We start from the raw sequence: 21,899 nt of genomic DNA, 5'->3' as shown, positions 1-21,899 counted from the left end.
AAAATTAATTCATCAGGAAGTAGAAAAGGGGCTTGCGCGATGACATCAAGGCCGCCTGTCAGCCTTCCCCATGAGCGGATGGTCGAGCAGCTGTATCGGCTCGCCCCGCATGAGGGCTACACCCAATCCTTGCTGGATGGGGTGCGCTTCCTGCGTTCGAATCGTCCGCTGAAGCTCACACCGGTGCTGTACGAGCCGAGCATCGTGATCGTGTGCCAGGGGCGCAAGCGAGGCTATCTGGGCGACGAGGTGTATCTCTACGATGCCCTGCACTACCTCGTGCTGTCGGTGCCGCTGCCTTTCGCATCGGAGACCGAGGCAAGCCCCGAGGAGCCGCTGCTGGCCATTTCGATTCGATTGGACATGACCGTGGTGGCGGAGCTGGTCTTCCTGCTGGACCAGGCGGATTCACGTTCGACAGCACCTCCACGGGGCATGCTCTCCACGCCGCTCGGTGCGCCCATGGCGAATGCCACGCTCAGGTTGCTCGAGGCGTTGGCTTCACCTCTCGAAGCCCAGGTACTGGCGCCCGCAATCATGCGGGAGATCTACTACCGCGTACTGGTCGGCGAACAGGGCGGAAGCGTGCGCGCGGCGCTGGCGCATCAAGGGCAGTTCGGCAGGATCGCCAAGGCGCTGCAGCGTATTCATACGGATTACGCCGAGCCCCTGGAGGTGGGGCGCTTGGCCAGTGAAGTCGGCATGAGTACGGCGGTGTTCCACGTGCATTTCAAGGCGGTAACGCAGACATCGCCACTGCAGTACATCAAGTCGACGCGGCTGCACCAGGCCCGGCTGCTGATGATCCGTGATGGCCTGCCCGCCGCGGCGGCCGCCGCCAGGGTGGGCTACGAGAGCCCTTCGCAGTTCAGCCGCGAGTTCAAGCGCTTCTTCGGCCGGCCGCCCGGCGAGGAGGTGCGTGAAATGAAAGCCACGCTGGCGTTGCTGCCGCCGGCTCAGGCGGCGGGGCTGGCGATGGCGCATTGAGCGATGCCTCGGCGGGTGTAGGATGGAAGGCCTTCACCGACTGCAACAAGGGCTGGCCATGAGCGACTATCTGCTGGAAGAGGCATCGCTGAGCAGCGGGGCCATCTATCGCCTGTTCTGCGGCACCATCTGCCCGCGCCCCATCGCCTGGGTCTCGACCCAGGATCGCGACGGCAATACCAACCTGGCGCCGTTTTCCTTCTTCAACGTGGTGAGCGTGGCGCCGCCGGTGCTGGGCTTCTCGCCGCTGCTCAACGGCGAAAGCCAGCCCAAGGACACCATCCGCAACCTGGAGCAGGTGCCGGAGTGCGTGGTGCACATCAGCGGCGAAGCGTTGGTGGAGGCGATGAACGCCACCAGCGCCAGCCTGCCGGCGGGCGAGGACGAGTTCGCCCTGGCGGGGCTGGAGAAGGTCTCCATGCCGGGGCTGACGGTGCCACGGGTGGCGGCGGCTCCGGTGGCCTTCGGTTGCCGGCTGCGCGAGATCGTGCGCTTCGGCGATCAGCCCATGGCGGGCTGCCTGGTGCTGGCGGAGGTGGTGTCGATCCACATCGACGACGCGATTTGGAACGGCCGTCACGTGAGCGTCGAGGCGCTCAAGCCCATCGGCCGCATGGCGGGCAGCGACTACGCCCGCACCAGCGACCTGTTCGGTCTGGAGCGGCCCGCCTGACGGCACCTTGTCTAGCCTACTTTGCCGCTCAGCGTCTCCCGGTCGAAGGCGGCGGCTTCGGCCAGCAGCCAATCGATGAAGCGGCCGACCGCGGGCGGTGCCTCGCCGGTGGCGGGCACCAGCAGATCGTAGGTCATGGGGGAGGCGAGCGCATGGCGTTCGCCGAAAGGGCGCACGAGGATGCCGCTCTTCAAGCGATCCATCGCGATGGGGTGGTTGGCGAGCATGACGCCGTGCCCGGCGATGACCTGGTCCAGCGCCAGGCCGAACAGCGAGTAGCGGCGTTGCGGCGGGGCGACGCGGTCCCCAACACCGGCGGCCTCGAGCCATTCTCTCCAGCCAGGAAAGGCGATCCCCTGTCGCGATTCCCAACCGACGTCGAGCAGGGTGTGGTCGGCCAGGTCGGCGGGTTCTCGCAGAGGCCGGCCCTGTTGCAGCAACGACGGGGCGCAGACGGGAAACAGTTCATCGGCGAACAGGCGATGGTTCGTCACGCCCGGCCAGGGGCCACGGCCATAGCGAATCGCCAGGCGTGCGCCGTCGCCTTGCCAGGCGGGTATGGTAAGCGATTGGTTGGCGTCGAGGGAGATGCTGAACCCCTGTGCCGAGGCTTCGAAATCCGCTAGACGCGGTAGTAACCACAATTGCAGGAAGGAAGGTGGGGCGCTCAGCGACAGGGTCGCGGCGCTGCGTGCCCGTGCCCTTGCGGCCGTGACTCCCGCTGCGATGCGTTCCAGGCCGCTGTCGATGTCGGCGGCCAGGTGGCGCCCAGCCTCGTTCAGGCGTACACCGTTGGCGTGCCGCTCGAAGAGGGGCATCCCCAGTCGCTCCTCGAGCTGTTTGACCTGTCGGCTGACCGCACCGGGGGTGACGCCCAGGCGGCCGGCGGCGGTCTTGAAGCTTCCCTCGCGTGCCGCTTCAGCAAACGCCCGAAGCGCGTTCAGGGGCAGGCGCTCAATCTTCATAGGGTGATTTTTCCTGAGTCTAGGGCAGCAGAGTAATCGTTTGGAGCAAGTGCTGACAACTGCTTGACTGGCGGCATTAACGGCCAAGGAGGCGGTATGGAGCACACCAGGCGATTGACTCGAACTGAGGCTGTGGCGAGCACCACCGCACGCCGTCATCTCGATTTGCAGGCGAGTGGCCTGATGGTGCTATTCTGCCTGGCGCTCGGGCTTCAGCAGGTCGCGATCAAGGCGGTCGCCGCCGATATCTCGCCGTTGGCGCAGGTCGCCCTGCGTTCCGCCATCGCGGGCCTGCTGGTGGCGGCCTTGGCCTACCGGCATGGCTTGCGGCTGCCCGACTTCCGCGCTCACCTCGGGCCGGGGCTATTGGTGGGGTTGGGATTTACCTCGGAATTCGTGTTCGTGGCGTGGGGGCTGAACCACACGCTGGCATCGCATATGTCGGTCTTTCTGTACACCGCGCCGGTGTTCGCCGCGCTGGGATTGCACCTGTGGGTGCCAGGCGAGCAACTGACGCGGCGGCAGTGGGCGGGCGTCGGGCTGGCCTTCGCCGGTATGGCCGTGGCGCTGGCGCCGACGACCGCTGTCGAGAACGCCGGAGCCATCCTGCTGGGCGATGCCCTGGGGCTGTTGGCGGGCTTCTCCTGGGCCGCGACCACGCTGGTGATTCGGCGCTCGTCGCTGTCCGAAGCGCCGCCGGTCCAGACCTTGTGCTGTCAGCTCGTCATCGCCGGTCTACTGCTGATACCCGTTGCCACGCTACTGGGAGATCTCGGCCGCATCCATGCGACCGGTGCGGTCATCGCCAGCCTCGCCTTCCAGACGCTGGTGATCTCCTTTGCCGCGTTGCTGTTGTGGTTCTCGCTGCTGAGGCGCTATTTCGCCTCGCAGCTGGGCATCTTCTCGTTCCTGTCGCCGGTATTCGGCGTACTGTTCGGCGCCGCTTTGCTCGGCGAACCGCTGACACTGAGCTTCATCGCCGGCGGCATTGCGCTGCTGGCCGGCCTGCTGATGGTGACGCGCTAGGGCGCCGTTTGGAAGCTCGATCCGGGCATCGTTGTCGGCGGGGAGCCGGTCCGGCATGTTCATTCACCACCGGCAGGAAATTCCCCATGAGCGGCTATCCTGCTGGAAGAGGTACTGCTGAGCAGCGGGACATCTATCGGCTGTCCTGCGGGACGATTGCCCGCACCGGTGCCAACCCTTCATGACGATGCAGGATCGCATCTCGTGCCGCCACAGCTCCGGGTGTCACGCCACAGAGGAAGTGAATATGAAGAAGCGTTCTTCGCCCCAGCCTCCTCGCCATTGGCAGGATCTCTGGCGGCACTCCGCCTCGGCGTTGGCGACCCTGATCAAGACCGGCGAGGTCTCGAGCCGCGAAGTCGTCGATGCGCATCTGGCACGGATCGAGGCCGTGAATCCCACGCTGAATGCCGTCACCGTCACGCTGCACCAGTCGGCCCGCAAGGCGGCTGACGCGGCGGATGCCCATCGTAAGAAGACGGGGGAACGCGATCTGCCGCCTCTGTACGGGGTGCCGATCACGGTGAAGGAGAATATCGATTGCCTCGGCAGCCCGACGACCTTCGGCCTGGCAGCGAACGCCAATGCATTGCCCCAGCAGGATGCGCCGGTGGTCGAGCGCTTGCGCGCCGCCGGCGCCATTCCCATCGGGCGCACCAATATGCCGGAAATGGGCCTGCGGGTCTCCACCAGCAACCCCTTCAGGGGGCTGACGCGCAACCCGTGGAATGCCCTGTTGACCGCGGGAGGCAGCAGCGGAGGAGAAGGCTCGGCGGTGGCATCCGGCATGTCGCCGCTTGGTATCGGCAACGACATCGGCGGATCCTTGAGAAACCCGGCGTTTTGCTGCGGTGTTGCCGCCTTGAAGCCGACCCAGGGGCGCGTTCCCTTCGGTGGTGCCGGTGACGGTTTCCTGAGTGCCCAGGTGATGCTGACCGATGGACCCATCGCCCGCCGCGTTGAGGATCTCAGGCTGATGCTGGAGCAGGTCCACGGGCAGCATCTGCGTGACCCTCGTTCGGTCACGGTGGCATTGGAAGGCGCACCAGTTCCGCGACGTGTTGCCATGGTGACAACACTGCCCGGCACTGTTGTCGATCCGGCCATTGTCGCCGGTGTGCGGTCGGCCGGCGAGGCGCTTGCCGCCGCGGGTTATCAGGTGGAGGAGGCGGTACCGCCGGAGATCGAGCTGATCAATCACCTGTGGACACAATTCCAGATGTCCGACCTGAGCCTTACGGCCGAAGCGATGCGCCCGGTGCTCAGCGCGGAGGCAGCCATACTCATGGATGCCCTGATCGCCAAGGTCGACCCGACGGTGACTCATGCCGCGCTGCATCAGGAGCGTTCGCGCCTCGGCAGGGCCTGGGCGGCGTTCTTTGCGGAGTATCCGATCGTGCTGGGGCCTGTCTGGCCTTCGGCGCCGTTCGTGCACGACGCCGATGTGGCGTCGCCCGCCGGCAGTGAGCTGATGCTGGGCATGCAGTGGTTCGTGACCCCCGGTAATCTGCTCGGCTTCCCCGCTGTAGTATTGCCGACCCGGCCGATCGACAACGCACCGATGACCGTCCAGCTGTATGCCGACCGCTTTCGCGACGACCTGGTGCTCGAGGCTGGCGAGGTCATCGAGGCGGCATTCGGTGCCAGCACGCCAGTCGACCCGTTTGTCGCTTCCTAGCTGTGGGACGGGGAGCGTTGTCGATCAGCGGCAGGCGCGACGCCGGGCTAAACTCGCGCGATGCGTCAGTCACCTGGTCCTTCTGCATGCAGGCGGCGCCAGCGCTGTGGCGTCATGCCTAGCCGGCGGTGGAAGTGTCGGGTGAAGTGTGACTGGTCGTAGAAGCCGCAATCGTGGGCGATCCGTGAGAGCGGCGCGTTGCCGGCGAGCATCATCTCGCAGGCACGGGCCAGTCGTCGGCGGGTCACGTAGGCCAGGGGCGGTTCGCCGAAGGTCAGCTTGAAGGCATGCGAGAAGTGGCTGAGGCTGAGGCGTGCTTCGGCGGCCATCTCCTTGACGTGGATCGTCGCATCCAGGTGCGTGTCGACGAAGGCGATCACGCGGCGAATCTGCCAGCCGACGAGCCCGCCATGAAGCGCCGGCTCCGGTGCGGTTGCCAAGGGAGCCTGTGCCAGCAACAGTCGGGCCTCGGCCAGGCTGTTGCGTGCCGCTTCCTGATCCCGGGCCAGGGTCGCCGCGGCCTCATCGAGCAGCTGAATCACTCTCTCCCGCATTTCATAGATGGTGCTGGGTACTCGCGGCGAACTGACCGGTAACGGCGCCATGGCATCGCCCCCGAAAATTCGGACTTCCTGGGCGAAGCTGGGGCTTGATCGCTCAGAGGGTCTGGTTCCGTTGAACGGGCCGATAAGAAGTATAGGCCAGCCCTACCGTCGACCATTCCCATTCGAGCCTACGGTTCAGCTGAATTACCTCCCCAAGCACAGACGCGAGTGCCCAGGCACTCGCGTCGGCAGGGCAGAGATAGCGCGATCAGTTGGGATGGTAGTCATACTCCTGGCGGCTGAGAAAGCCGTCGCGGTTGCGGTCGAGCTCCCAGAACGCGTCTGACAACGAGACTCCAACGGTTTCGGCTTGATTCAGCCGCCCGTCGCGGTCGGTGTCGAGCTGGTCGAAGTGACGCTTGATCAAGGGAGCCTGCATGCTGCCGCTACGCGTCATCATGGGCTCATCCTCGGGGGACGGGCGATCGGCGAGCGCCGTACCGGGGACGAGGGACAGGGTGAACAGTAGCGCTAGAGTGCGAAGCCTCATGGGGGCGACCTCCTGTCATGGTTGATGGGGAACGAGCCAGGGCCAACTCGTCGTATCCATGATGGGATGTCGCCCACGGCCAGGCTTGCCCGGGCGTGCGGTGCTTTGCACGTTTCTGCTGTGCGATGAGGGCGGCGCGGCCCTGAGCGCCTGAGCCTCCCCCTCGGTGGACGGGATCACAGTTCGCCGGTGAGCTTTTTCTCCACCAGTTCGAGCCTGTCCTGGCCCCAGAACGGCTCTCCCTCGACGTCGTACCACGGGACACCGAAGCAGCCGGCGGCGATGGCCTGCTCGCAGGCCTCGTCGAGGCGCTGCTGGCCAGGCTCCGTTTCCGACTCCTCGAGCAGCGCCCGGCCATCCAGGCCGCAGGCGTCGGCAATCGCCTCCAGTGTGTCGAGATCGGCAATGTCTCGCTCCTCGGCCCAGCAGGCCCGCAGGACGGCCAGCGACAGCGCGGCGATGTCGTGGCCCCGAGCCTTGGCGGTCAGCGCCAGGCGCGCCGCGGGGCGATCGTCGGCGGGAAAGTACTTCGGCTCCACGTTGAGCGGAATGCCCAGCAGGCGCGGCCAGCGCCGCAGCTCCACCAGGCGGTAGGCCTGGCGCTCCGGGGCTCGCTTGGGTAGCGGCAGGCCGCCCGTTCTGGGGAAGACCGCACTGACCGTGACCGGCACGTAATCGACGGTGGCGCCGTGGCGGGCGGCGATTTCGCCGAGGCGGGCGTGGCCCAGGTAGGTCCAGGGCGAGACCAGGCTGAAGTAGTAGCTGATGCGCTTGGGCATGGGGGCTCCCTCGCTTCCGTTTCGTACGGTCTCCTGAGGCTAGCGCGCCTGGGTGCGGGTGTCCCCGTTTTTTTCCGAAGCCATGGGGCGGGGCGCTCAGCCCAGCACCTTGCCCTCGCGCCAGTAGCCCATGCTGCTGACGTAGCGCCTGGGCAGCCCGCACTCGTTGACCAGGTAGCGGCGGATGCCCAGTGCCACCTTGCTCTCCGCGGCGATCCAGGCGTAGAAGGGGGCGCCGTCGTCTGTCGCTGCCGCTTCCCACAGCAACTCGTCGTCGGCCGGCTCGTCCTGGCCCTCGGCATTGTCGGTGGTGTCGGCCAGGCGGGCGATCTCGGCGCACAGGTCGACGTCGCGCACCGCGCGCAACAGGCGCTCGCCATGGGCGCAGCCGGGCGTGACATCGCGCGGCAGCCATCGCACCCCGGCTGTCATGGCCAGCGGCCGGGTGTCGTCGCCCAGCGGAACCTCGATCAGCGCATCCACCTGCGGGCGGTCGGCACGCGCGGCCAACGTCTCGAGGATGCCGGCCGCCGCCGGCAGGGCGGTTTCGTCGGCCACGACGAGAATGCGCTGCACGCCGCGCGGCGGCTTCCACTCATAGCCCACGCCGAGATTTTCCACGTCGGCGGTCGGGGCGGTCATGGCCAGGCGGTCGCCCGGCTGGGCGCGCATCGCCCAGCGCGAGGCCGGTCCTTCGTCGCCGTGCAGCACGAACTCGATGTCGACTTCGCCATGCCCGGCACGCAGCGCACGAATGGTGTAGGTGCGCATCGGCGGGCGCAGGGCCTCCGGTAGGCCGCGATAGGCGGCATACCAGTCGTCGGGCACGGCCGCGACGCAGTCGAACAGGGCCTCGAGGCTGCCGCGTGCGGTAGGGAAGAACAGCTTGATGCGCTGGTCCGGGGCGTGGGTGGCCATGCGCGCCACGTCGGCGCCGGTGAAGGTGAACCGGGCCAGCGAGGGCGTGAGCTGGGTGCGGCGGGAAAGGGTGATGTCGAAGACCTGGTAGCTCTGCTTGGCCATGGTGCCGTGACTCCGCGTGAGATGGCCGCAGGCTAACATTCTCGATAATCATTCTCAATACTGTCGGGTGCGGCTCAACCCCCGGCCTGCTCCTCGTGGTAGGCGGTGATCACCTCGCGGGCGACCCGCATGCCGTCCATGGCCGCCGGGAAGCCGCAGTAGGGCACGCACTGCAGCAACACCTCGCGAATCTCCGCCTCGCTGCAGCCGTTGTTGAGCGCGCCGCGCAGGTGCACCTTGAGCTCGTGGGGGCGGTTGAGCGCCACCAGCATGCCGATGTTGACCAGGCTGCGGGTAGGGCGTGCCAGCCCCGGCCGGTTCCAGATGTCGTTCCAGCAGTTGCGCGTCACCAACTCCTGCAGCGGCCAGCCGAATTCGTCGGCCTGGGCCAGGGCGTTATCGACGTAGGCGTCGCCGAGCACCTCGCGGCGCGTGGCGAGCCCATCGGGGTCGAGACGGTCGTGGGACGACGTCATGGCACTCTCCTCTCACTCGGCCAGGTTGTTCACCGGCCGGCCGGCCTCGAAGGCCAGCAGGTTGTCGAAGGCATCGCCGAAGTAGCGCTCGTAGCTGTCCTGCTCCACGTAGCCCAGGTGGGGCGTGGCGAGCACGTTGGGCAGCGCGAGCAGCGGGTGATTGGTCACCGGCTCCTGTTCGAAGACGTCCACCGCGGCCCGGCCCGGGCGGCCTTTGCGCAGCGCCGCCTCCAGCGCGCCTGGCTCGATCAGTGGCGCCCGGCTGGTGTTGACCAAGAGGGCGTCGGGCTTCATGCGCGCGAGGTCGGCGGCGGTGACGATGCCGCGGGTGTCGGCGTTCAGGCGCAGGTGCAGGCTGAGCACATCGCTGCGTTCGAACAGTTCGGCCTGGCTTGCCGCCACGTCGAGGCCGGCCTCGGTGGCGCGGGCGCGGGTACCCTCGCGGCCCCACACCAGCACGTTCATCTCGAAGGCCTGGCCGTAGCGGGCGATCAGCCGGCCGATCTTGCCGTAGCCGAAGATCCCCAGGGTGCGGCCCTTGAGGCCGGTGCCCAGGGTGCGCTGCCAGCGGCCGGCCTTGAGGTTCGCAAACTCCTCGGGGATGTGGCGCATGGCCGCCAGCACCAGGCCCCAGGTGAGCTCCGCCGTGGCATGGGGCGAACCGGTGCCGGCCATGACCGTGACCCCGTGGCGCTTGCAGGCGGCCAGGTCGACGTGGGCCGCGCCGCCGCCGGTCTGGCTGATCGCCTTCAGCTTGGGCAGCCGGGCAAGCAATGACGCAGTGATCGGCGTGCGCTCGCGGATCAGCACCAGGGCCTCGGCGTCGCGGAAGCGCTCCACCAGGGCGTCCTCGTCGGCTACGGTGTCGTGATAGACGGTGACGTCGTGGCCCTCCAACCTGGCGAAGGCGTCGAGGTGGCGCACGCAGTCCTGATAGTCGTCGGGTATCACGATCTTCATGGGCTGGTTCTCAGCGGTAGGTGTCCTGGTAGCGCTTGCGCAGCTCGTTCTTCTGCACCTTGCCCATGGTATTGCGCGGCAGGGAGTCGGCGAAGAACACCCGCTTGGGCTGCTTGTACTTTGCCAGCCGCCCCTCGAGATGGTCGAGCACCTGCTGCTCTTCCATCGCGGTGCCGGGCTCCGTCACCACCACGGCGGTTACGCCCTCGCCAAAGTCGGGGTGGGGCAGGCCGATGACCGCCGATTCCACCACTCCCTCCAGCTCGTCGATCACCTGCTCGACCTCCTTGGGGTAGACGTTGTAGCCGCCCGAAATCACCAGGTCCTTGTCGCGCCCGACGATGTGCACGTAGCCCAACTCGTCGACCATGGCCAGGTCGCCGGTGACGAAGAAGCCGTCGTCGAGCAGTTCCTCGCGGGTCTTCTCGGGCATGCGCCAGTAGCCGATGAAGACATTGGGGCCGCGGATCTCGAGCATACCGATCTCGCCCTGAGGCACCGGCTGGTGGGTCTCGCGGTCGGTGATGCGGTACTCCACCCCCGGCAGCGGCTTGCCTACGGTGCCGGCGCGACGCTCGCCGTCGTAGGGGTTGGAGAGGTTCATGTTGGTCTCGGTCATGCCGTAGCGTTCAAGAATGGCGTGGCCGGTCTTGGCCTGGAACGCCTGGTGGGTCTCGGCGGTGAGCGGGGCGGAGCCGGAGACGAACAGGCGCATGTGGGCGGTGGCCTCGGGCGTGAGGCGCTCATCGGCGACCAGGCGGGTGTAGAAGGTCGGCACACCCATCAGCACCGTGCCGCGTGGCATCTCGTCGAAGATCACGTCGGCATCGAACTTGGGCAGGAACAGCATGCTTGAGCCGGCCATCAGGGTGACGTTGCAGCCGACGAACAGGCCGTGGGTATGGAAGATGGGCAGCGCGTGGATCAGGCGATCCTCGGCGCTGAAGCGCCAGGCTTCCTTCAGCGTGGTGGCGTTGGAGCCCAGGTTGCGATGGGTGAGCATGGCGCCCTTGGAGCGCCCGGTGGTGCCCGAGGTATAAAGGATCGCGGCCAGGTCGTCGTGGTCCCGCGGCTCGATGTCGGTGAACGGCTCGGCGCGCTCGGCCCGCGCCATCAGGCTGCCGTCGGCATCGATGCCGAGCGCCTCCACCGCCGGGCAGCCGGTCTCGGCGGCCACCTTGCGGGCCTCCTCCAGTGCTGCGGGGCGGCACACGAACAGCGCCGGCTCGGCGTCACCGAGGAAGTAGCGGATCTCGTCGGCGGTGTAGCCGGTATTGAGCGGCAGGTAGACGCCGCCCATGCGCAGGCAGGCGAGGTAGAGCAGGATCGCCTCGGGGCTCTTGTCGACCTGTACCGCGACCCGGTCGCCGGGGGTCACGCCCAGCGCGACCAGGGCGCCGGCCAGGCGGGCGCTCGCCGCCAGCGCATCCTGGTAGGAGTAGCGGCGGCCTTCGCGAGTGGTGATGAAGTCGGCATCGCCGCGGTCGCGCATGCGGGCGGCGAAGGTTTCGAAGAGGTTGTGACTCATTTGGCGGGCTCTCCCTTGGCCATCTTCCGGGCGCGGCGGTTGAGGTCGCGGACCTCGTTGGAGCAGGCCACGGTGGCGTTGGCCGTGTAGTTCTCGTGGTTGCGCTCGATGTCGTCGAGCACGTAGAGATAGTTGACCATCAGTCCGGCGGCCTGCTTCACCCCCTTGGGCGAGGTGTCGCCGAGCCAGTTGACGCGGTGCAGCTCGGCGCCGTTGCCGAGGTGAAAGCGGGCCACCGGGTTGAGCGGCAGGCCGCGGGCATTCTTCTCTTCGACCAGGTAGCGGGCGGCCAGCGGCTTGACCACCGCCTTGAGGCGCTCGCTGCGGGCCGGGTCGAGGTGCCAGTCGGGGGCGTCGAGCTCATGCAGCACCTGGCGCAGCTCGTCGGGCAGCCCCTCGTCGTCGCGTCGCTCGGCGAGCCAGTGGGCGAAGCCCGGCACCGGCGAGAGCGTGACGAAGTGCTTGAGCTGCGGCAGCTCCAGCTTGAGCTCCTGCACCACCTGCTTGATCAGGAAGTTGCCGAAGGAGATGCCGCGCAGGCCGGTCTGGCAGTTGCTGATGCCGAAGAAGGCGGCGCTGTCGGCGGCCTCGGGGTCGTCGATGTCGCGCTCGCCGGCGCTCTCCCCCGAGAGGATGGGCTGGATGCGGTCGGGCAGGCCCTTGCACAGCGCCACCTCGACGAAGATCAGCGGTTCGTCGCCGATGGCCGGATGAAAGAAGGCGAAGCAGCGCCGGTCGCGGGCGTCGAGGCGCCGGCGCAGGTCGTCCCAGTCGCGAATCTCGTGCACCGCCTCGTAGCGAATGATCTTCTCCAGGATCGAGGCCGGGGTGTTCCAGTCGATGCGCTTGAGCATCAGGAAACCGCGATTGAACCAGGAGCCGAACAGATGGGCGAAGTCGGCATCGATGGCGTCGAGTTCGGGGCGCTCGCGGATGCGTTCGAGCAGCCCTTCGCGCATGCGCACCAGCGCATGGGTGCCGTCGCTGGCCAGGTTGAGGCGTCGGAACAGCTCCTGGCGGCGCGGCTCGCAGGCCTCGAACAGCGCGTGCAGGCTGGGGTTGTCGCGCTGCTCGCGATAGGCCTCGTAGGCGGCGTCGATGCGCGCCGGCTCGGCGGCGAAGTCGCTGGCCAGCCCCTCGAAGAAACGCGTGCGCTCGTCTTCCGTCAGCCGGTGGTACATGGTGAGGGCGCGGCTGGCCAGGCTGATGCTCGAGGCTTCGCCGTCGCTCTCCAGCAGCTCCCGACAGGCGTCGAGCAGCTGGGCGTGGTCGGGCGCGGTGAACTCGCCCTGCCGGCGCCATAGCCGCGCATCACGCTGGGTGATGCTGTTGAACAGCTCCTGCAGGAAGGTCATGTTCATGATGGCTCTCTCCGTCAGCCCATGATCAGGTCGGGCAGCCACAGGGCGATGCCCGGGAAGAAGCACAGCAGCAGGATCCCGAGCACCATGCACAGGGCGTAGGGCAGGCTGCCCATCAGGATGTTGCGCAGCGAGATGTCCGGTGCGATGCCCTTGATGATGAACAGGTTGAGCCCCACCGGTGGGGTGATCAGGCCGATCTCCAGGTTGATGGTGAGGATCACCGCGAACCAGTAGGGATCGAAGTCGGCGGCGAGGATGATCGGCAGCAGGATCGGCGCGGTCATCACGATCACCGCCACCGGCGGCAGGAAGAAGCCGGCCACCAGCAGGAACAGGTTGATCACGCCCATCAGCACCCAGCGGTTGACCTCCATCTCGGCGATGGCGCCGGCTACGGTCTGGGTGATGAACAGCGAGGAGAGGGCGTAGGCGAACACCTCGGCGCAGGCGATCACCAGCATGATCATCACGCTTTCGCGCAGCGAGTCGCGCATGATCAGCTTGATCGGCCCGACCTGCCACATGCGGTAGATGATCACCGCCAGCGCCAGGCACAGGAAGGCGCCCACGCCGGCGGCCTCGGAGGGCGTGGCCACGCCACCGTAGAGCGCGAACAGGATGCCGCCGACCACCGCCAGGAAGGGCAGCACCCGGATCATCGCCTTGGCGTTGGCGTCGAGGTTCTCGCGCACGTTGCGCTTCACCTGGGCGGCGGCCTGGGCCATCGGATTGGCGTAGCCCCCGGCCAGCTTGCAGGCGATCATGGTCCAGGCCATGAACAGCCCGGCGAGCATGAAGCCCGGCATGACCCCGGCGATGAACAGCCGGCCGATCGAGGTCTCGGTGGAGATGCCGTAGATGATCATGGTCACCGAGGGCGGTATCAATATCCCCAGCGTACCGCCGGCGGCGATGCAGCCCGCCGCTACGCCGTCGGGGTAGCCGCGGGTGCGCATTTCGGGGATGCCCATCTTGCCGATGGCGGCGCAGGTGGCTGGCGACGAGCCGGAGAGGGCGGAGAAGATGGTGCAGGCGCCGATGTTGGAGACGGCCAGGCCGCCCGGCAGCCGCCCCATCCACAAATCCAGCGAGCGATACAGGTCGCGTCCGGTGGGCGACGAGGCCACGGCGGCACCCATCAGGATGAACATGGGGATGGCGACGAAGCCGAACTCGGCGATGCGGTCGAAGAAGGTCTCGCCGAAGTAGATGAGTTCGGGCAGGCCGCGGTCGTAGATCAGCGCCAGCAGCGAGACGCCGCCCAGGGCGAAGGCGATGGGCGTGCCGATCGCCATCAGCACGATCAGGGCGACGGCGACGATGATGCCCAGCGTAGTCGGATCCATGCTCAGCCCTCCCCGCGCAGGATTTCGGCCACGTACTGCAATGACAGCTGGGTGGCGCCGACGGCCATCGGCACCAGCCCGGGCCACAGCGGCGGGTTCCACACCGTGCCGGTGGTCCAGCCGCCCTCCCAGGCCTCCCACACGTAGACCCACGCGGCGAAGGCCAGGGCGGCGCAGAAGGCGAGGCCGCACAGCGCGGCGGTCAGTTGCATCAGCCGGCGCGCGAAGCCGCCCAGGGCATCCGGCAGGATAGTGATCGCCACGTGGCCGCCGGTCATCAGCACGTAGGGGCTGCCCAGCAGCATGGCGGCGGTGACCGCGAGCACGGTGAATTCGGTCTGCCAACTGGTGCTCATGCCGAGCACGTAGCGCACGAAGACCATTTGGCAGATGACCGTGACGCCGGCGATGAACAACACGCCCGCCACGTAGGCCAGCAGGCGAGAGAACCGGTCCATCAGGCCGATGTAGGCGCCGACGGCGCCGTAGCGTTGTGCGAGGGGTTGAGAGTGGGCCATGGCCATGCAGTCCTCCCGGGGATCGAAACGGGGGCCACCCGTTGCGGGTGGCCCGGCTCACGTGGGGAAGGGTGGGGCGTCACTCCACGGCGAGGGCCGCATCGATGATCGCCTGGCCGTTGGGCACGTTCTCGGCGAAGTTCTTGTACGAGGTCTCGCGGGCGATCTCGAGCCAGGCGTTGTAGTCCTCCTCGCTCATGCGCACCACCTCGACGCCGTTCTCCTCGTACACCTCCACCATCTCCTGGTCGATGGCGGCGGCTTCGGCGGCGAAGTACTCCTCGGCGGCCTGGCCCGCCTCGATCAAGGCCTGTTGCTGCTCCTCGTTGAGCTTCTGCCAGGTCTGTTCCGAGATCAGGATCGGCTCGTACATGAACCACAGCGCATAGTCGCCCGGTTCGGTCAGGCACTCGACCTGCTCGTAGAGGCGGAAGGAGATGAACGACATCGACGAGGTGTTGGCCGCGTCCAGCACGCCGGTCTGCATGGCGGTGTAGACCTCGGAGGAGGGCATCGAGGCGATCGAGGCCCCGGCCGCTTCCAGCATCTGTTCGAAGGCGGGACCGGCGGCGCGCAGGTTCTGTCCCTGCACCGTATCGGGCGAGGTGATGCACTGCTCGCTGGAGGCGAAGCCGCCCGAAAGCCAGGCGTCGGCCAGCACACGAGCGCCTCCCTCCTGGATCACCTCCTTGATCATCTCCATGTACTCGGAGTCGTTGAGCCGCTGGGCGTGTTCGTGGTTACGCACCAGCCCCGGCATCAGCGTGGCGGAGAACTCGGGGTGGCGGCCGCTGGCGTAGTCGAGCGGCAGGGAGGTGATGTCGAGGCGGCCGCGAACCAGCGCGCCCCACTGTTCGTCGGCCTTGAACAGGGACTGCCCGGGGTGGACCTGGATCTCGAGCCCGACGTCGGCCTCGGCCACCTGGCGGGCCATCATCTGCACCATTTCATCACGGACGTCGCCCTGGCCGCCGGGGAACTGATGCGAGGCGCGCAGCACGGTATTGGCGGACGCGGCGCTGCTGAAGGCCATGGCCAGGCCGAGGGCGGCGGCGAAGGCGGTTAGGGTGTTGTGGCGTTGCATTTGGCGTCTCCACAGGGTTGTTCTTATGTAGGAGTTAGGACTTAGTGATGTTTATCAGCTTGGCTGATGTATACTTCAATAGCGCTTGCGTATACACATGTCAAATCCGTTACAGTAAAAAGGCGGCAGGAAGAACCGTTCACGAGCCGCATGAAGGAAGGAGGGTGACCATGACCAGCCCCAAGCGCTCCAGTGCGCAGCGCCTGCGCGATTCGCTGGAGAACGCCATCATCAATGGACGCCTGGCACCCGGCGAGCGGCTCGACCCCGAGGCGCTGGGCCGCGAGTTCAACGTCTCGCGCACGCCGGTGCGCGAGGCGATCCAGCAGCTCGTCGCCAGCGGGCTGGTCACGGTCACACCGAAGAAGGGCACTTTCGTGGCGCGGGTGGGCATCGACCAGCTGATCGAGATGTTCGAGGTCATGGCCGAGCTGGAGGGCATGTGCGGGCGCCTGGCGGCACGGCGCATCAGCGACGCGGAGCTGGCCGAGCTGCGCGGGGCGCTGGAGCGCTGCGAGGCCGCCGCCCTGGCCGGTGATACCGACGAGTACTACTACGAGAACGAGGCCTTCCACGACTGCATCTACCGCGCCAGCCACAACGGTTTCCTGCTCGGCGAGGCGCGCCAGCTCAAGCAGCGGCTAAAGCCCTACCGACGCCTGCAGCTGCAGGTACGCCAGCGCATGCACAGCTCGCTGCGCGAGCACCGGGCCGTGGTGGCGGCCATCGAGGCCGGCGACCCGGCCGCGGCGGAGCATGCCCTGCGCGATCACGTGCTGATCCAGGGCGAGCGCTTCAGTGATTTCGTCGCCAGCATCCGCGCGTTCGAGAACCCCGCCAGCGCCACCGGCTGAGCGGCGCGGGCGAGGGGCGTGGGGCGCGCGCTCGATTTTCGTGCTGCGTCCGCCTAAAGTGACGGGCAGGAATGCCAGTGGAGCCGTCATGTTTCCCCCTTTCACCCTTCGCTATGCCCACCTGCCGGAGCGCTTCTACGCGCTCTTCGAACCGGTACCCGTGCGCGAGCCACGGCTGATCGCCTTCAACCGGCCGTTGGCGGAAGCGCTTGGTTTCGATCTGGCCGCCTTCGACGCCGAAGAAGCGGCGGTGTGGTTCTCCGGCAACGTGGTGCCGCGCGGTGCCGAGCCGCTGGCCCAGGCCTATGCCGGGCACCAGTTCGGCGGCTTCGTACCGCAGCTGGGCGACGGCCGGGCGGTGCTGCTCGGCGAGGTGGCCGACCGCGACGGCCGGCTGCGCGACATCCAGCTCAAGGGCGCCGGGCGCACGCCGTTCTCCCGCGGCGGCGATGGGCGTGCGCCGCTGGGCCCGGTGCTGCGCGAGTACCTGGTCAGCGAGGCGATGCACGCCATGGGCATTCCCTCTACCCGGGCGCTCGCCGCGGTGACCACCGGCGAACACGTGGTGCGCGGCATCCCCGAACCGGGCGCCATCCTCACCCGGGTGGCGGCCAGCCATATCCGCGTCGGCACCTTCCAGTACTTCGCCGCCCGCGGCGACATCGACGGCTTGCGCGAGCTGGCCGATCACGCCATCGAGCGCCACTATCCTGAACTCGCCAAGCGTGAGGGTGGCGAGCGCTACCTGGGCCTGCTGGAAGCGGTACAGGCACGCCAGGCGGGGTTGATCGCCAAGTGGATGGGTGTCGGCTTCATCCACGGCGTGATGAATACCGACAATACCTCGATCTCCGGCGAGACCATCGACTTCGGGCCCTGCGCCTTCATGGAGCAGTACGACCCGCAGATGGTGTTCAGCTCCATCGACGAAGGCGGTCGCTACGCCTACGCCAACCAGCCGTGGATCGCCCAGTGGAACCTGGCGCGGCTGGCCGAAACCCTGCTGCCGCTAATCGACGACGACACCGACCGGGCGATTGAGCTTGCCACCGAACTGCTGCAGCGTTTTCCGGAGCGCTACGAAGAGGAGTGGCTCGCGGTGATGCGGGCCAAACTCGGCCTGGAGCGGGCACAGCCCGGCGACAAGGCACTGGCCGAGGCGCTGCTGGCGGTCATGCACCGGGGGCGTGCCGACTTCACCCTGACCTTCCGCCGCCTGGCGGACGCCGCCGAGAATCGTGAGACCGAAGCCTCGCTGATCGCGCTGTTCGAACGCCCGGAGGAGATCGCTGGCTGGCTAGAAGATTGGCGCCAGCGGCTCGCCCAGGATCTGTGGACCGAAGGTGAACGGGCGCGGCGGATGCGCCTGGCCAACCCGGCCTTCATCCCGCGCAACCACCGCGTACAGCAGGCGCTCACCGCGGCCATGGACGAGAACGACTTCGGCCCCTTCGAGACGCTGCTCGAAGTCGTCACCCATCCCTTCGACGACCAGCCCGGGCGCGAGGAGTACACGCGGCCGGCCGAGCCCACCGAACGGGTGTTCCGTACTTTCTGCGGGACCTGAGCCGAGTCCTGCGCCCTTCTTGGCAGGGCCCCGCAGGTAGTGCCTCTTCTTGGTCCTTCGTACACTGTCGATAGACAACCGGAGAGGACGGAGCGGCCATGACCAGGCAGAGCAACGAAGCGACGCGCGGCGGTGCGCTGGACCTCTCGCAGGAGGGCGTCCACTGGGACCAGCCGATGAGCTACGGCGAATACCTGCAGTTGGGGCCGCTGCTGTCGGCCCAGCAGCCGGGTACCGCGGAGCATGACGAGATGCTGTTCATCGTCATCCATCAGGTCTCCGAGCTGTGGCTCAAGCAGTGCCTGCATGAGGCCCATGCCGCCGCCGCCAACCTCGCCGCCGACCGCTTGCGCCCGGCGTTCAAGATGCTCACTCGGGTGGCGCGGATCCAGGCACAGATGATCAACGCCTGGGAGGTGCTGGTGACCATGACGCCGGCCGACTACGCACGCTTTCGCGACAGCCTGGGCCAGAGCTCGGGCTTCCAGTCCTTCCAGTATCGCGAGCTGGAGTTCCTGCTCGGCAACAAGAATGCAGCGATGGTCGAGGTGCACCGTCGGCATCCGGCGCATTATCAGCGGCTCCGCGAAGTGCTGCATGCGCCCAGCCTCTACGACATTACCCTTCAGCTGCTGGCGCGGCGCGGCTTCGCCCTTCCCGAGTCGGTGATCGAACGCGATTGGTCGGAGCCCTACCGGCCCAGCACCGAGGTGGAGCAGGCCTGGGCGGATATCTATCGCGATGTCGGGCGTCACTGGGAGCTCTATGAGCTGGCCGAGAAACTCGTCGATACCGAGTATCACTTTCAGCAGTGGCGCTTCAGCCACTTGAAGACCGTGGAGCGCATCATCGGCCAGAAACCCGGTACCGGCGGCACCGGCGGGGCCTCGTATCTCGCCAAGGCGCTGGACCTGCAGTTCTTCCCCGAGCTGTGGTCGGTGCGCACCACCCTCGAGGAGGGCGCCTCGTGAGCCGGCTCCATGACATCTCCCAGCCGCTGCGCCCCGGCATGCCGGTGTGGCCGGGCGATACGGCCTTCGCCCGCGAGCCGAGCTGGGTGCTCGGTGAGCACTGTCCGGTCAACGTCTCGCGCCTGACGCTCTCCACCCACACCGGCAGTCATGCCGACGCGCCGAGCCACTACGCGGCCGACGGCCAGCCGATCGATGAGGTGGACCTGACCCGCTACATCGGCCCCTGCGTGGTGCTGGACCTGCGCCATGCGGTACCGACGGTACGTCCCGAGCACCTGCTGCCGGTGCTGCCGAAAAGCGTCGAACGGGTGCTGCTACGCACCTGGGCGCGTTTCCCTCACGAGGAATGGCGCAGCGACTTCACCACTCTCGCGCCGGAGAGCATCGACCTGCTGGCCGAGCGTGGTGCCAGGCTGATCGGCGTGGATGCGCCTTCGCTCGATCCCGAAGTGGAAAGTGCACTGCTGGCGCACCATCGGGTGCGGCACCACGGCATGGCAATCCTCGAAGGGCTGGTGCTGGATGCGGTACCGCCGGGCCATTACGAGCTGGTCGCCCTACCGCTGAAACTGGCCGGGGCCGATGCCGCGCCGGTGCGCGCCATTCTGCGCGAGCTGGAAGGCTAGCGGCGTGAGCTGGTTGATCGCCGCTTCCCGATCCTTGTTTCCCCTTGCCGGAGCCGATCATGCCCCTGACTCTCGATGATGTCCGTGAGCTGGACCGCCAGGACCCGCTGGCGACTTTCAAGTCACGTTTCGCGCTGCCGGAGGGGGCGATCTATCTCGACGGCAACTCCCTGGGTGCCCAGCCCGTGGCTGCTGCCGAGGCCGTCGAAGCGCTGATGGCGCAGTGGCGCGACTCGTTGATCCAGGGCTGGAACCAGGGCTGGTTCGACGCCCCCGAGCGGCTCGGCGACCGGCTGGCGCCGCTGCTCGGCGCCGCGCCGGGCGAGGTGCTGGTGAGCGACACCATCACCCACAACCTCTACAAGCTGCTGGGCTATATCACCGAGGGACAGGGACGGGCGCGGCCGGTGATTCTCAGTGAAGGGGGCAACTTTCCCACCGACGGCTACATCGCCCAGGGCTTCTGTCGCTTCGGCGGCTTCGAGCACCGGGTCGTGCCGGAAGGGGCAGCGCTGGAGGCGTACCTCGACGAGCGGGTGGCGGCGGTGGTGCTCAGCCACGTGCACTATCGCACCGGGCGCCTGCGCGACATGGCGGCGATCACCCGTCAGGTCCATGCCAGCGGCGCCGAGGTCGTCTGGGACCTGGCCCACTCGGCCGGCGCGCTGCCGGTGAACCTCGCCGCCTGCGGCGTGCGCTACGCGGTGGGCTGTACCTACAAGTACCTCAACGGCGGCCCCGGCGCGCCGGCCTTTCTCTACGTGCGGCGTGACTGTCAGAACCGGGGCTGGCAGCCCCTGTCGGGCTGGCTGGGGCACGCGGCGCCGTTCGCCTTCGAAGCCGACTACGCGCCGGCGCCAGGCATCTCGCAATTCCGCACCGGTACCCATTCGCCCCTCGCCTTCGCAGCGCTGGAAGCATCGCTGACCCTGTGGCAGGAGGTGGATCTCGCTGCGCTACGCCACAAGAGCCAACGCTTGATTGAGCTGTTTCGCGAGTCGCTGAGTGGCTGCCTGGACGAGCATGGCATCAGTGACATCACGCCGCCGGAGGCTCAGCGCGGCAGCCAGGTAGGATTGGTGGTGTCGAACCATGGCTCTTCCAACGCCCCGAACCCTGGCTATGCCATCGTCCAGGCGCTGATAGAGCGCGGCGTGATCGGCGACTACCGCGAGCCGGGGCTGATGCGCTTCGGTTTCGCGCCGCTCTACCTGAGCCATGAGGACGTCTGGCAGGCGGCGCGGCATCTGCGTGAGGTGCTGAGCGCAGGCGAGTATCTGGCCCCGCGCTTTCAGCAGCGCGGGGCGGTGACGTGAGCGCGGCTGGGTAGTGGAGCTCAGGCGCTGGGCAGCACCAGCTCCCGCGCCTCGCCCATCAGCAGCGCCCGATTGGCCTCCAGCGCCTCGCGCAGGAAGTCCCACAGTAGCCGCACCCGCGCCAGGCGGCGCTGCTCCTGGCGTGAGGTGATCCAGAACTGGCGCACGATCTTCACGTCATCGTTCAGCACGCTCTCGAGCCGGTCTCCGGTCTCGGCCATGAAGCACGGCAGCACGGCGAGCCCTGCCCCCTGCAAGGCGGCGGCGTGCTGGGTGGTGACGCTGGTGCTGCGAATCGAGAAGTGCGGCCCCGGCTGGCCCACTACTGCCGGGTCGAGCAGCGGGTCGAGGTAGCTGAGCTGCTCGCTGAAGATCAGGTCGTCGACGTAGCCGATCAGCCGATGCTGGCCCAGCTCGTCGAGCCGCGTGGGGCGGCCGTGACGGCGGAAGTAGCTCTCGCTGCCGTAGAGCCTCAGACGGTAGTCGCACAGCCGCGAGATGACCAGCCCCTGGCTTGCCGGGCGCTCCACGGTGATCGCCAGGTCGGCCTCGTGACGGCTCAGGTTGACCACCCGCGGCAGGGCCAGCAGGTCCAGGGTGATGCCCGGGTGGCGCTCGCAGAAGGCGGCGAGCAGCGGGGCGATCACCCAGGTACCGAAGCCTTCGGTCACGCCCAGGCGAATCTGGCCGCTGAGCTGGCGGTTCTTGTCGGCCAGGCTCTCGCCCGCCTCGAAGGCGTGGCGCGCCATCTCCTCGGCGTGGGCGAGCAGCTGCTGGCCGGCTTCGGTCAGGTGGTAGCCATGGGTGCTACGCTCGAAGAGCTGGGTATTGAGTTTCTGCTCGAAGCGACGGGTACGGCGCGACAGCGTGGAGTGATCCAGGCCCAGGCGCCGAGCGGCGTCGATGAGCCGCTGGCTGCGCGCCACTTCGAGGAAAATCTGGATGTCCTGCCAGTCGAGCACGGGGCCACCTGCGCTGCGGCGTGTCGGGTTGTGCATTGTTGCACAAATCTTGTGAAGAAGTGCCCGTTGTCATGCCGCAGGACGGCTCTATAGACTCG

The 21,899-nt window shown here is 67.5% G+C and carries 22 protein-coding genes; 9 read left to right on the top strand and 13 right to left on the bottom strand.

Annotated features, from left to right (window positions below):
- The first annotated feature begins 39 nt into the window (after positions 1-39).
- Both HNO51_RS16950 and HNO51_RS16945 read left to right on the top strand, forming a co-directional pair.
- The gene (locus HNO51_RS16950; RefSeq protein ID WP_242597139.1) at positions 40-987 is read left to right on the top strand and encodes an AraC family transcriptional regulator; all 948 of its coding nucleotides are present in this window, start codon (positions 40-42) and stop codon (positions 985-987) included.
- A gap of 58 nt (positions 988-1,045) precedes the next feature.
- Positions 1,046-1,660 carry a flavin reductase family protein gene (locus HNO51_RS16945; protein ID WP_209537946.1) on the top strand — a complete coding sequence of 205 codons (615 nt, stop codon included), beginning with the start codon at positions 1,046-1,048 and terminating at the stop codon, positions 1,658-1,660.
- An 11-nt stretch (positions 1,661-1,671) separates the two neighbouring features.
- On the opposite strand, the gene HNO51_RS16940 is transcribed toward HNO51_RS16945, so the two are convergent.
- Positions 1,672-2,625 (bottom strand): LysR substrate-binding domain-containing protein, encoded by a 954-nt coding sequence (locus HNO51_RS16940; protein WP_209537945.1) that lies wholly within the window; start codon positions 2,623-2,625, stop codon positions 1,672-1,674.
- A gap of 183 nt (positions 2,626-2,808) precedes the next feature.
- Here HNO51_RS16940 and HNO51_RS16935 point away from each other — a divergent pair, with 183 nt between their 5' ends.
- Positions 2,809-3,651: a DMT family transporter gene (locus HNO51_RS16935; protein WP_242597138.1), complete on the top strand. Its 843-nt coding sequence runs from the start codon at positions 2,809-2,811 to the stop codon at positions 3,649-3,651.
- Between the two features lie 247 nt (positions 3,652-3,898).
- Positions 3,899-5,329 (top strand): amidase, encoded by a 1,431-nt coding sequence (locus tag HNO51_RS16930; protein ID WP_209537943.1) that lies wholly within the window; start codon positions 3,899-3,901, stop codon positions 5,327-5,329.
- Between the two features lie 65 nt (positions 5,330-5,394).
- Here the strand turns inward: HNO51_RS16930 and HNO51_RS16925 are convergent, their stop codons facing one another.
- The 11 genes from HNO51_RS16925 to dctP form a co-directional block, all read right to left on the bottom strand.
- Positions 5,395-5,871 (bottom strand): helix-turn-helix transcriptional regulator, encoded by a 477-nt coding sequence (locus HNO51_RS16925; protein ID WP_209537942.1) that lies wholly within the window; start codon positions 5,869-5,871, stop codon positions 5,395-5,397.
- Between the two features lie 271 nt (positions 5,872-6,142).
- The gene (locus HNO51_RS16920; RefSeq protein ID WP_197451090.1) at positions 6,143-6,424 is read right to left on the bottom strand and encodes an EF-hand domain-containing protein; all 282 of its coding nucleotides are present in this window, start codon (positions 6,422-6,424) and stop codon (positions 6,143-6,145) included.
- 176 nt (positions 6,425-6,600) lie between these two features.
- Positions 6,601-7,203, bottom strand: a complete 603-nt coding sequence (locus HNO51_RS16915) for a 2-hydroxychromene-2-carboxylate isomerase (protein WP_209537941.1) — start codon at positions 7,201-7,203, stop codon at positions 6,601-6,603.
- Positions 7,204-7,299: 96 nt separating this feature from the next.
- Positions 7,300-8,226 carry a siderophore-interacting protein gene (locus HNO51_RS16910; RefSeq protein WP_209537940.1) on the bottom strand — a complete coding sequence of 309 codons (927 nt, stop codon included), beginning with the start codon at positions 8,224-8,226 and terminating at the stop codon, positions 7,300-7,302.
- 74 nt (positions 8,227-8,300) lie between these two features.
- Positions 8,301-8,702, bottom strand: a complete 402-nt coding sequence (locus HNO51_RS16905; RefSeq protein WP_197448411.1) for a carboxymuconolactone decarboxylase family protein — start codon at positions 8,700-8,702, stop codon at positions 8,301-8,303.
- A gap of 12 nt (positions 8,703-8,714) precedes the next feature.
- Entirely contained in the window at positions 8,715-9,662 is a 948-nt protein-coding gene (locus HNO51_RS16900; RefSeq protein ID WP_209537939.1) for a D-2-hydroxyacid dehydrogenase family protein, read from the bottom strand.
- Positions 9,663-9,672: 10 nt separating this feature from the next.
- Entirely contained in the window at positions 9,673-11,190 is a 1,518-nt protein-coding gene (locus HNO51_RS16895; RefSeq protein ID WP_197448409.1) for a malonate--CoA ligase, read from the bottom strand.
- A complete protein-coding gene (locus HNO51_RS16890; RefSeq protein ID WP_197448408.1) occupies positions 11,187-12,551 on the bottom strand; it encodes a malonyl-CoA decarboxylase in 1,365 nt (454 codons plus the stop codon). The genes HNO51_RS16895 and HNO51_RS16890 overlap by 4 nt, the downstream gene beginning before the upstream one ends.
- Positions 12,552-12,565: 14 nt before the next feature.
- Entirely contained in the window at positions 12,566-13,900 is a 1,335-nt protein-coding gene (locus HNO51_RS16885) for a TRAP transporter large permease (protein WP_197448407.1), read from the bottom strand.
- A 2-nt stretch (positions 13,901-13,902) separates the two neighbouring features.
- On the bottom strand, positions 13,903-14,418 hold the full coding sequence (locus HNO51_RS16880) for a TRAP transporter small permease subunit (protein WP_330932868.1): 516 nt from the start codon (positions 14,416-14,418) through the stop codon (positions 13,903-13,905).
- Between the two features lie 79 nt (positions 14,419-14,497).
- On the bottom strand, positions 14,498-15,502 hold the full coding sequence (dctP, locus tag HNO51_RS16875; RefSeq protein ID WP_197448405.1) for a TRAP transporter substrate-binding protein DctP: 1,005 nt from the start codon (positions 15,500-15,502) through the stop codon (positions 14,498-14,500).
- A 170-nt stretch (positions 15,503-15,672) separates the two neighbouring features.
- On the opposite strand from dctP, the gene HNO51_RS16870 reads away from it, so the two are divergent.
- The 5 genes from HNO51_RS16870 (at position 15,673) to kynU (ending at position 20,839) form a co-directional block, all read left to right on the top strand.
- Complete coding sequence (locus HNO51_RS16870; RefSeq protein ID WP_209537938.1) at positions 15,673-16,356, top strand: GntR family transcriptional regulator; 684 nt, start codon at positions 15,673-15,675, stop codon at positions 16,354-16,356.
- A gap of 88 nt (positions 16,357-16,444) precedes the next feature.
- Entirely contained in the window at positions 16,445-17,923 is a 1,479-nt protein-coding gene (locus HNO51_RS16865; RefSeq protein WP_209537937.1) for a protein adenylyltransferase SelO, read from the top strand.
- 98 nt (positions 17,924-18,021) lie between these two features.
- Complete coding sequence (kynA, locus tag HNO51_RS16860) at positions 18,022-18,894, top strand: tryptophan 2,3-dioxygenase (protein WP_209537936.1); 873 nt, start codon at positions 18,022-18,024, stop codon at positions 18,892-18,894.
- Positions 18,891-19,523, top strand: coding sequence for an arylformamidase (gene kynB / locus HNO51_RS16855; protein ID WP_209537935.1), 633 nt, complete (start codon positions 18,891-18,893; stop codon positions 19,521-19,523). Before kynA ends, kynB begins: the two co-directional genes overlap by 4 nt.
- A 59-nt stretch (positions 19,524-19,582) precedes the next feature.
- Positions 19,583-20,839, top strand: a complete 1,257-nt coding sequence (gene kynU / locus HNO51_RS16850; protein WP_209537934.1) for a kynureninase — start codon at positions 19,583-19,585, stop codon at positions 20,837-20,839.
- A 20-nt stretch (positions 20,840-20,859) separates the two neighbouring features.
- Here kynU and HNO51_RS16845 read toward each other — a convergent pair whose 3' ends face one another.
- Entirely contained in the window at positions 20,860-21,801 is a 942-nt protein-coding gene (locus tag HNO51_RS16845; protein ID WP_209537933.1) for a LysR family transcriptional regulator, read from the bottom strand.
- Positions 21,802-21,899: the final 98 nt, after the last annotated feature.

Source organism: Billgrantia sulfidoxydans (assembly GCF_017868775.1).
GTDB lineage: Bacteria > Pseudomonadota > Gammaproteobacteria > Pseudomonadales > Halomonadaceae > Halomonas > Halomonas sulfidoxydans.
This window is presented reverse-complemented; position numbering and strand designations above follow the sequence as displayed.

Excerpts from the sequence above, each read along its gene's own strand:
- HNO51_RS16885 (WP_197448407.1), bottom strand. The coding sequence starts at position 13,900 with ATGGATCCGACTACGCTGGGCATCATCGTCGCCGTCGCCCTGATCGTG.
- dctP (WP_197448405.1), bottom strand. The coding sequence starts at position 15,502 with ATGCAACGCCACAACACCCTAACCGCCTTCGCCGCCGCCCTCGGCCTG.
- HNO51_RS16915 (WP_209537941.1), bottom strand. The coding sequence starts at position 7,203 with ATGCCCAAGCGCATCAGCTACTACTTCAGCCTGGTCTCGCCCTGGACC.
- HNO51_RS16865 (WP_209537937.1), top strand. The coding sequence starts at position 16,445 with ATGTTTCCCCCTTTCACCCTTCGCTATGCCCACCTGCCGGAGCGCTTC.
- HNO51_RS16950 (WP_242597139.1), top strand. The coding sequence starts at position 40 with ATGACATCAAGGCCGCCTGTCAGCCTTCCCCATGAGCGGATGGTCGAG.
- HNO51_RS16895 (WP_197448409.1), bottom strand. The coding sequence starts at position 11,190 with ATGAGTCACAACCTCTTCGAAACCTTCGCCGCCCGCATGCGCGACCGC.
- HNO51_RS16900 (WP_209537939.1), bottom strand. The coding sequence starts at position 9,662 with ATGAAGATCGTGATACCCGACGACTATCAGGACTGCGTGCGCCACCTC.
- HNO51_RS16905 (WP_197448411.1), bottom strand. The coding sequence starts at position 8,702 with ATGACGTCGTCCCACGACCGTCTCGACCCCGATGGGCTCGCCACGCGC.
- HNO51_RS16910 (WP_209537940.1), bottom strand. The coding sequence starts at position 8,226 with ATGGCCAAGCAGAGCTACCAGGTCTTCGACATCACCCTTTCCCGCCGC.
- HNO51_RS16935 (WP_242597138.1), top strand. The coding sequence starts at position 2,809 with ATGGTGCTATTCTGCCTGGCGCTCGGGCTTCAGCAGGTCGCGATCAAG.
- kynA (WP_209537936.1), top strand. The coding sequence starts at position 18,022 with ATGACCAGGCAGAGCAACGAAGCGACGCGCGGCGGTGCGCTGGACCTC.
- kynU (WP_209537934.1), top strand. The coding sequence starts at position 19,583 with ATGCCCCTGACTCTCGATGATGTCCGTGAGCTGGACCGCCAGGACCCG.
- HNO51_RS16930 (WP_209537943.1), top strand. The coding sequence starts at position 3,899 with ATGAAGAAGCGTTCTTCGCCCCAGCCTCCTCGCCATTGGCAGGATCTC.
- HNO51_RS16945 (WP_209537946.1), top strand. The coding sequence starts at position 1,046 with ATGAGCGACTATCTGCTGGAAGAGGCATCGCTGAGCAGCGGGGCCATC.
- HNO51_RS16870 (WP_209537938.1), top strand. The coding sequence starts at position 15,673 with ATGACCAGCCCCAAGCGCTCCAGTGCGCAGCGCCTGCGCGATTCGCTG.
- HNO51_RS16880 (WP_330932868.1), bottom strand. The coding sequence starts at position 14,418 with ATGGCCCACTCTCAACCCCTCGCACAACGCTACGGCGCCGTCGGCGCC.
- HNO51_RS16940 (WP_209537945.1), bottom strand. The coding sequence starts at position 2,625 with ATGAAGATTGAGCGCCTGCCCCTGAACGCGCTTCGGGCGTTTGCTGAA.
- HNO51_RS16890 (WP_197448408.1), bottom strand. The coding sequence starts at position 12,551 with ATGAACATGACCTTCCTGCAGGAGCTGTTCAACAGCATCACCCAGCGT.
- HNO51_RS16920 (WP_197451090.1), bottom strand. The coding sequence starts at position 6,424 with ATGAGGCTTCGCACTCTAGCGCTACTGTTCACCCTGTCCCTCGTCCCC.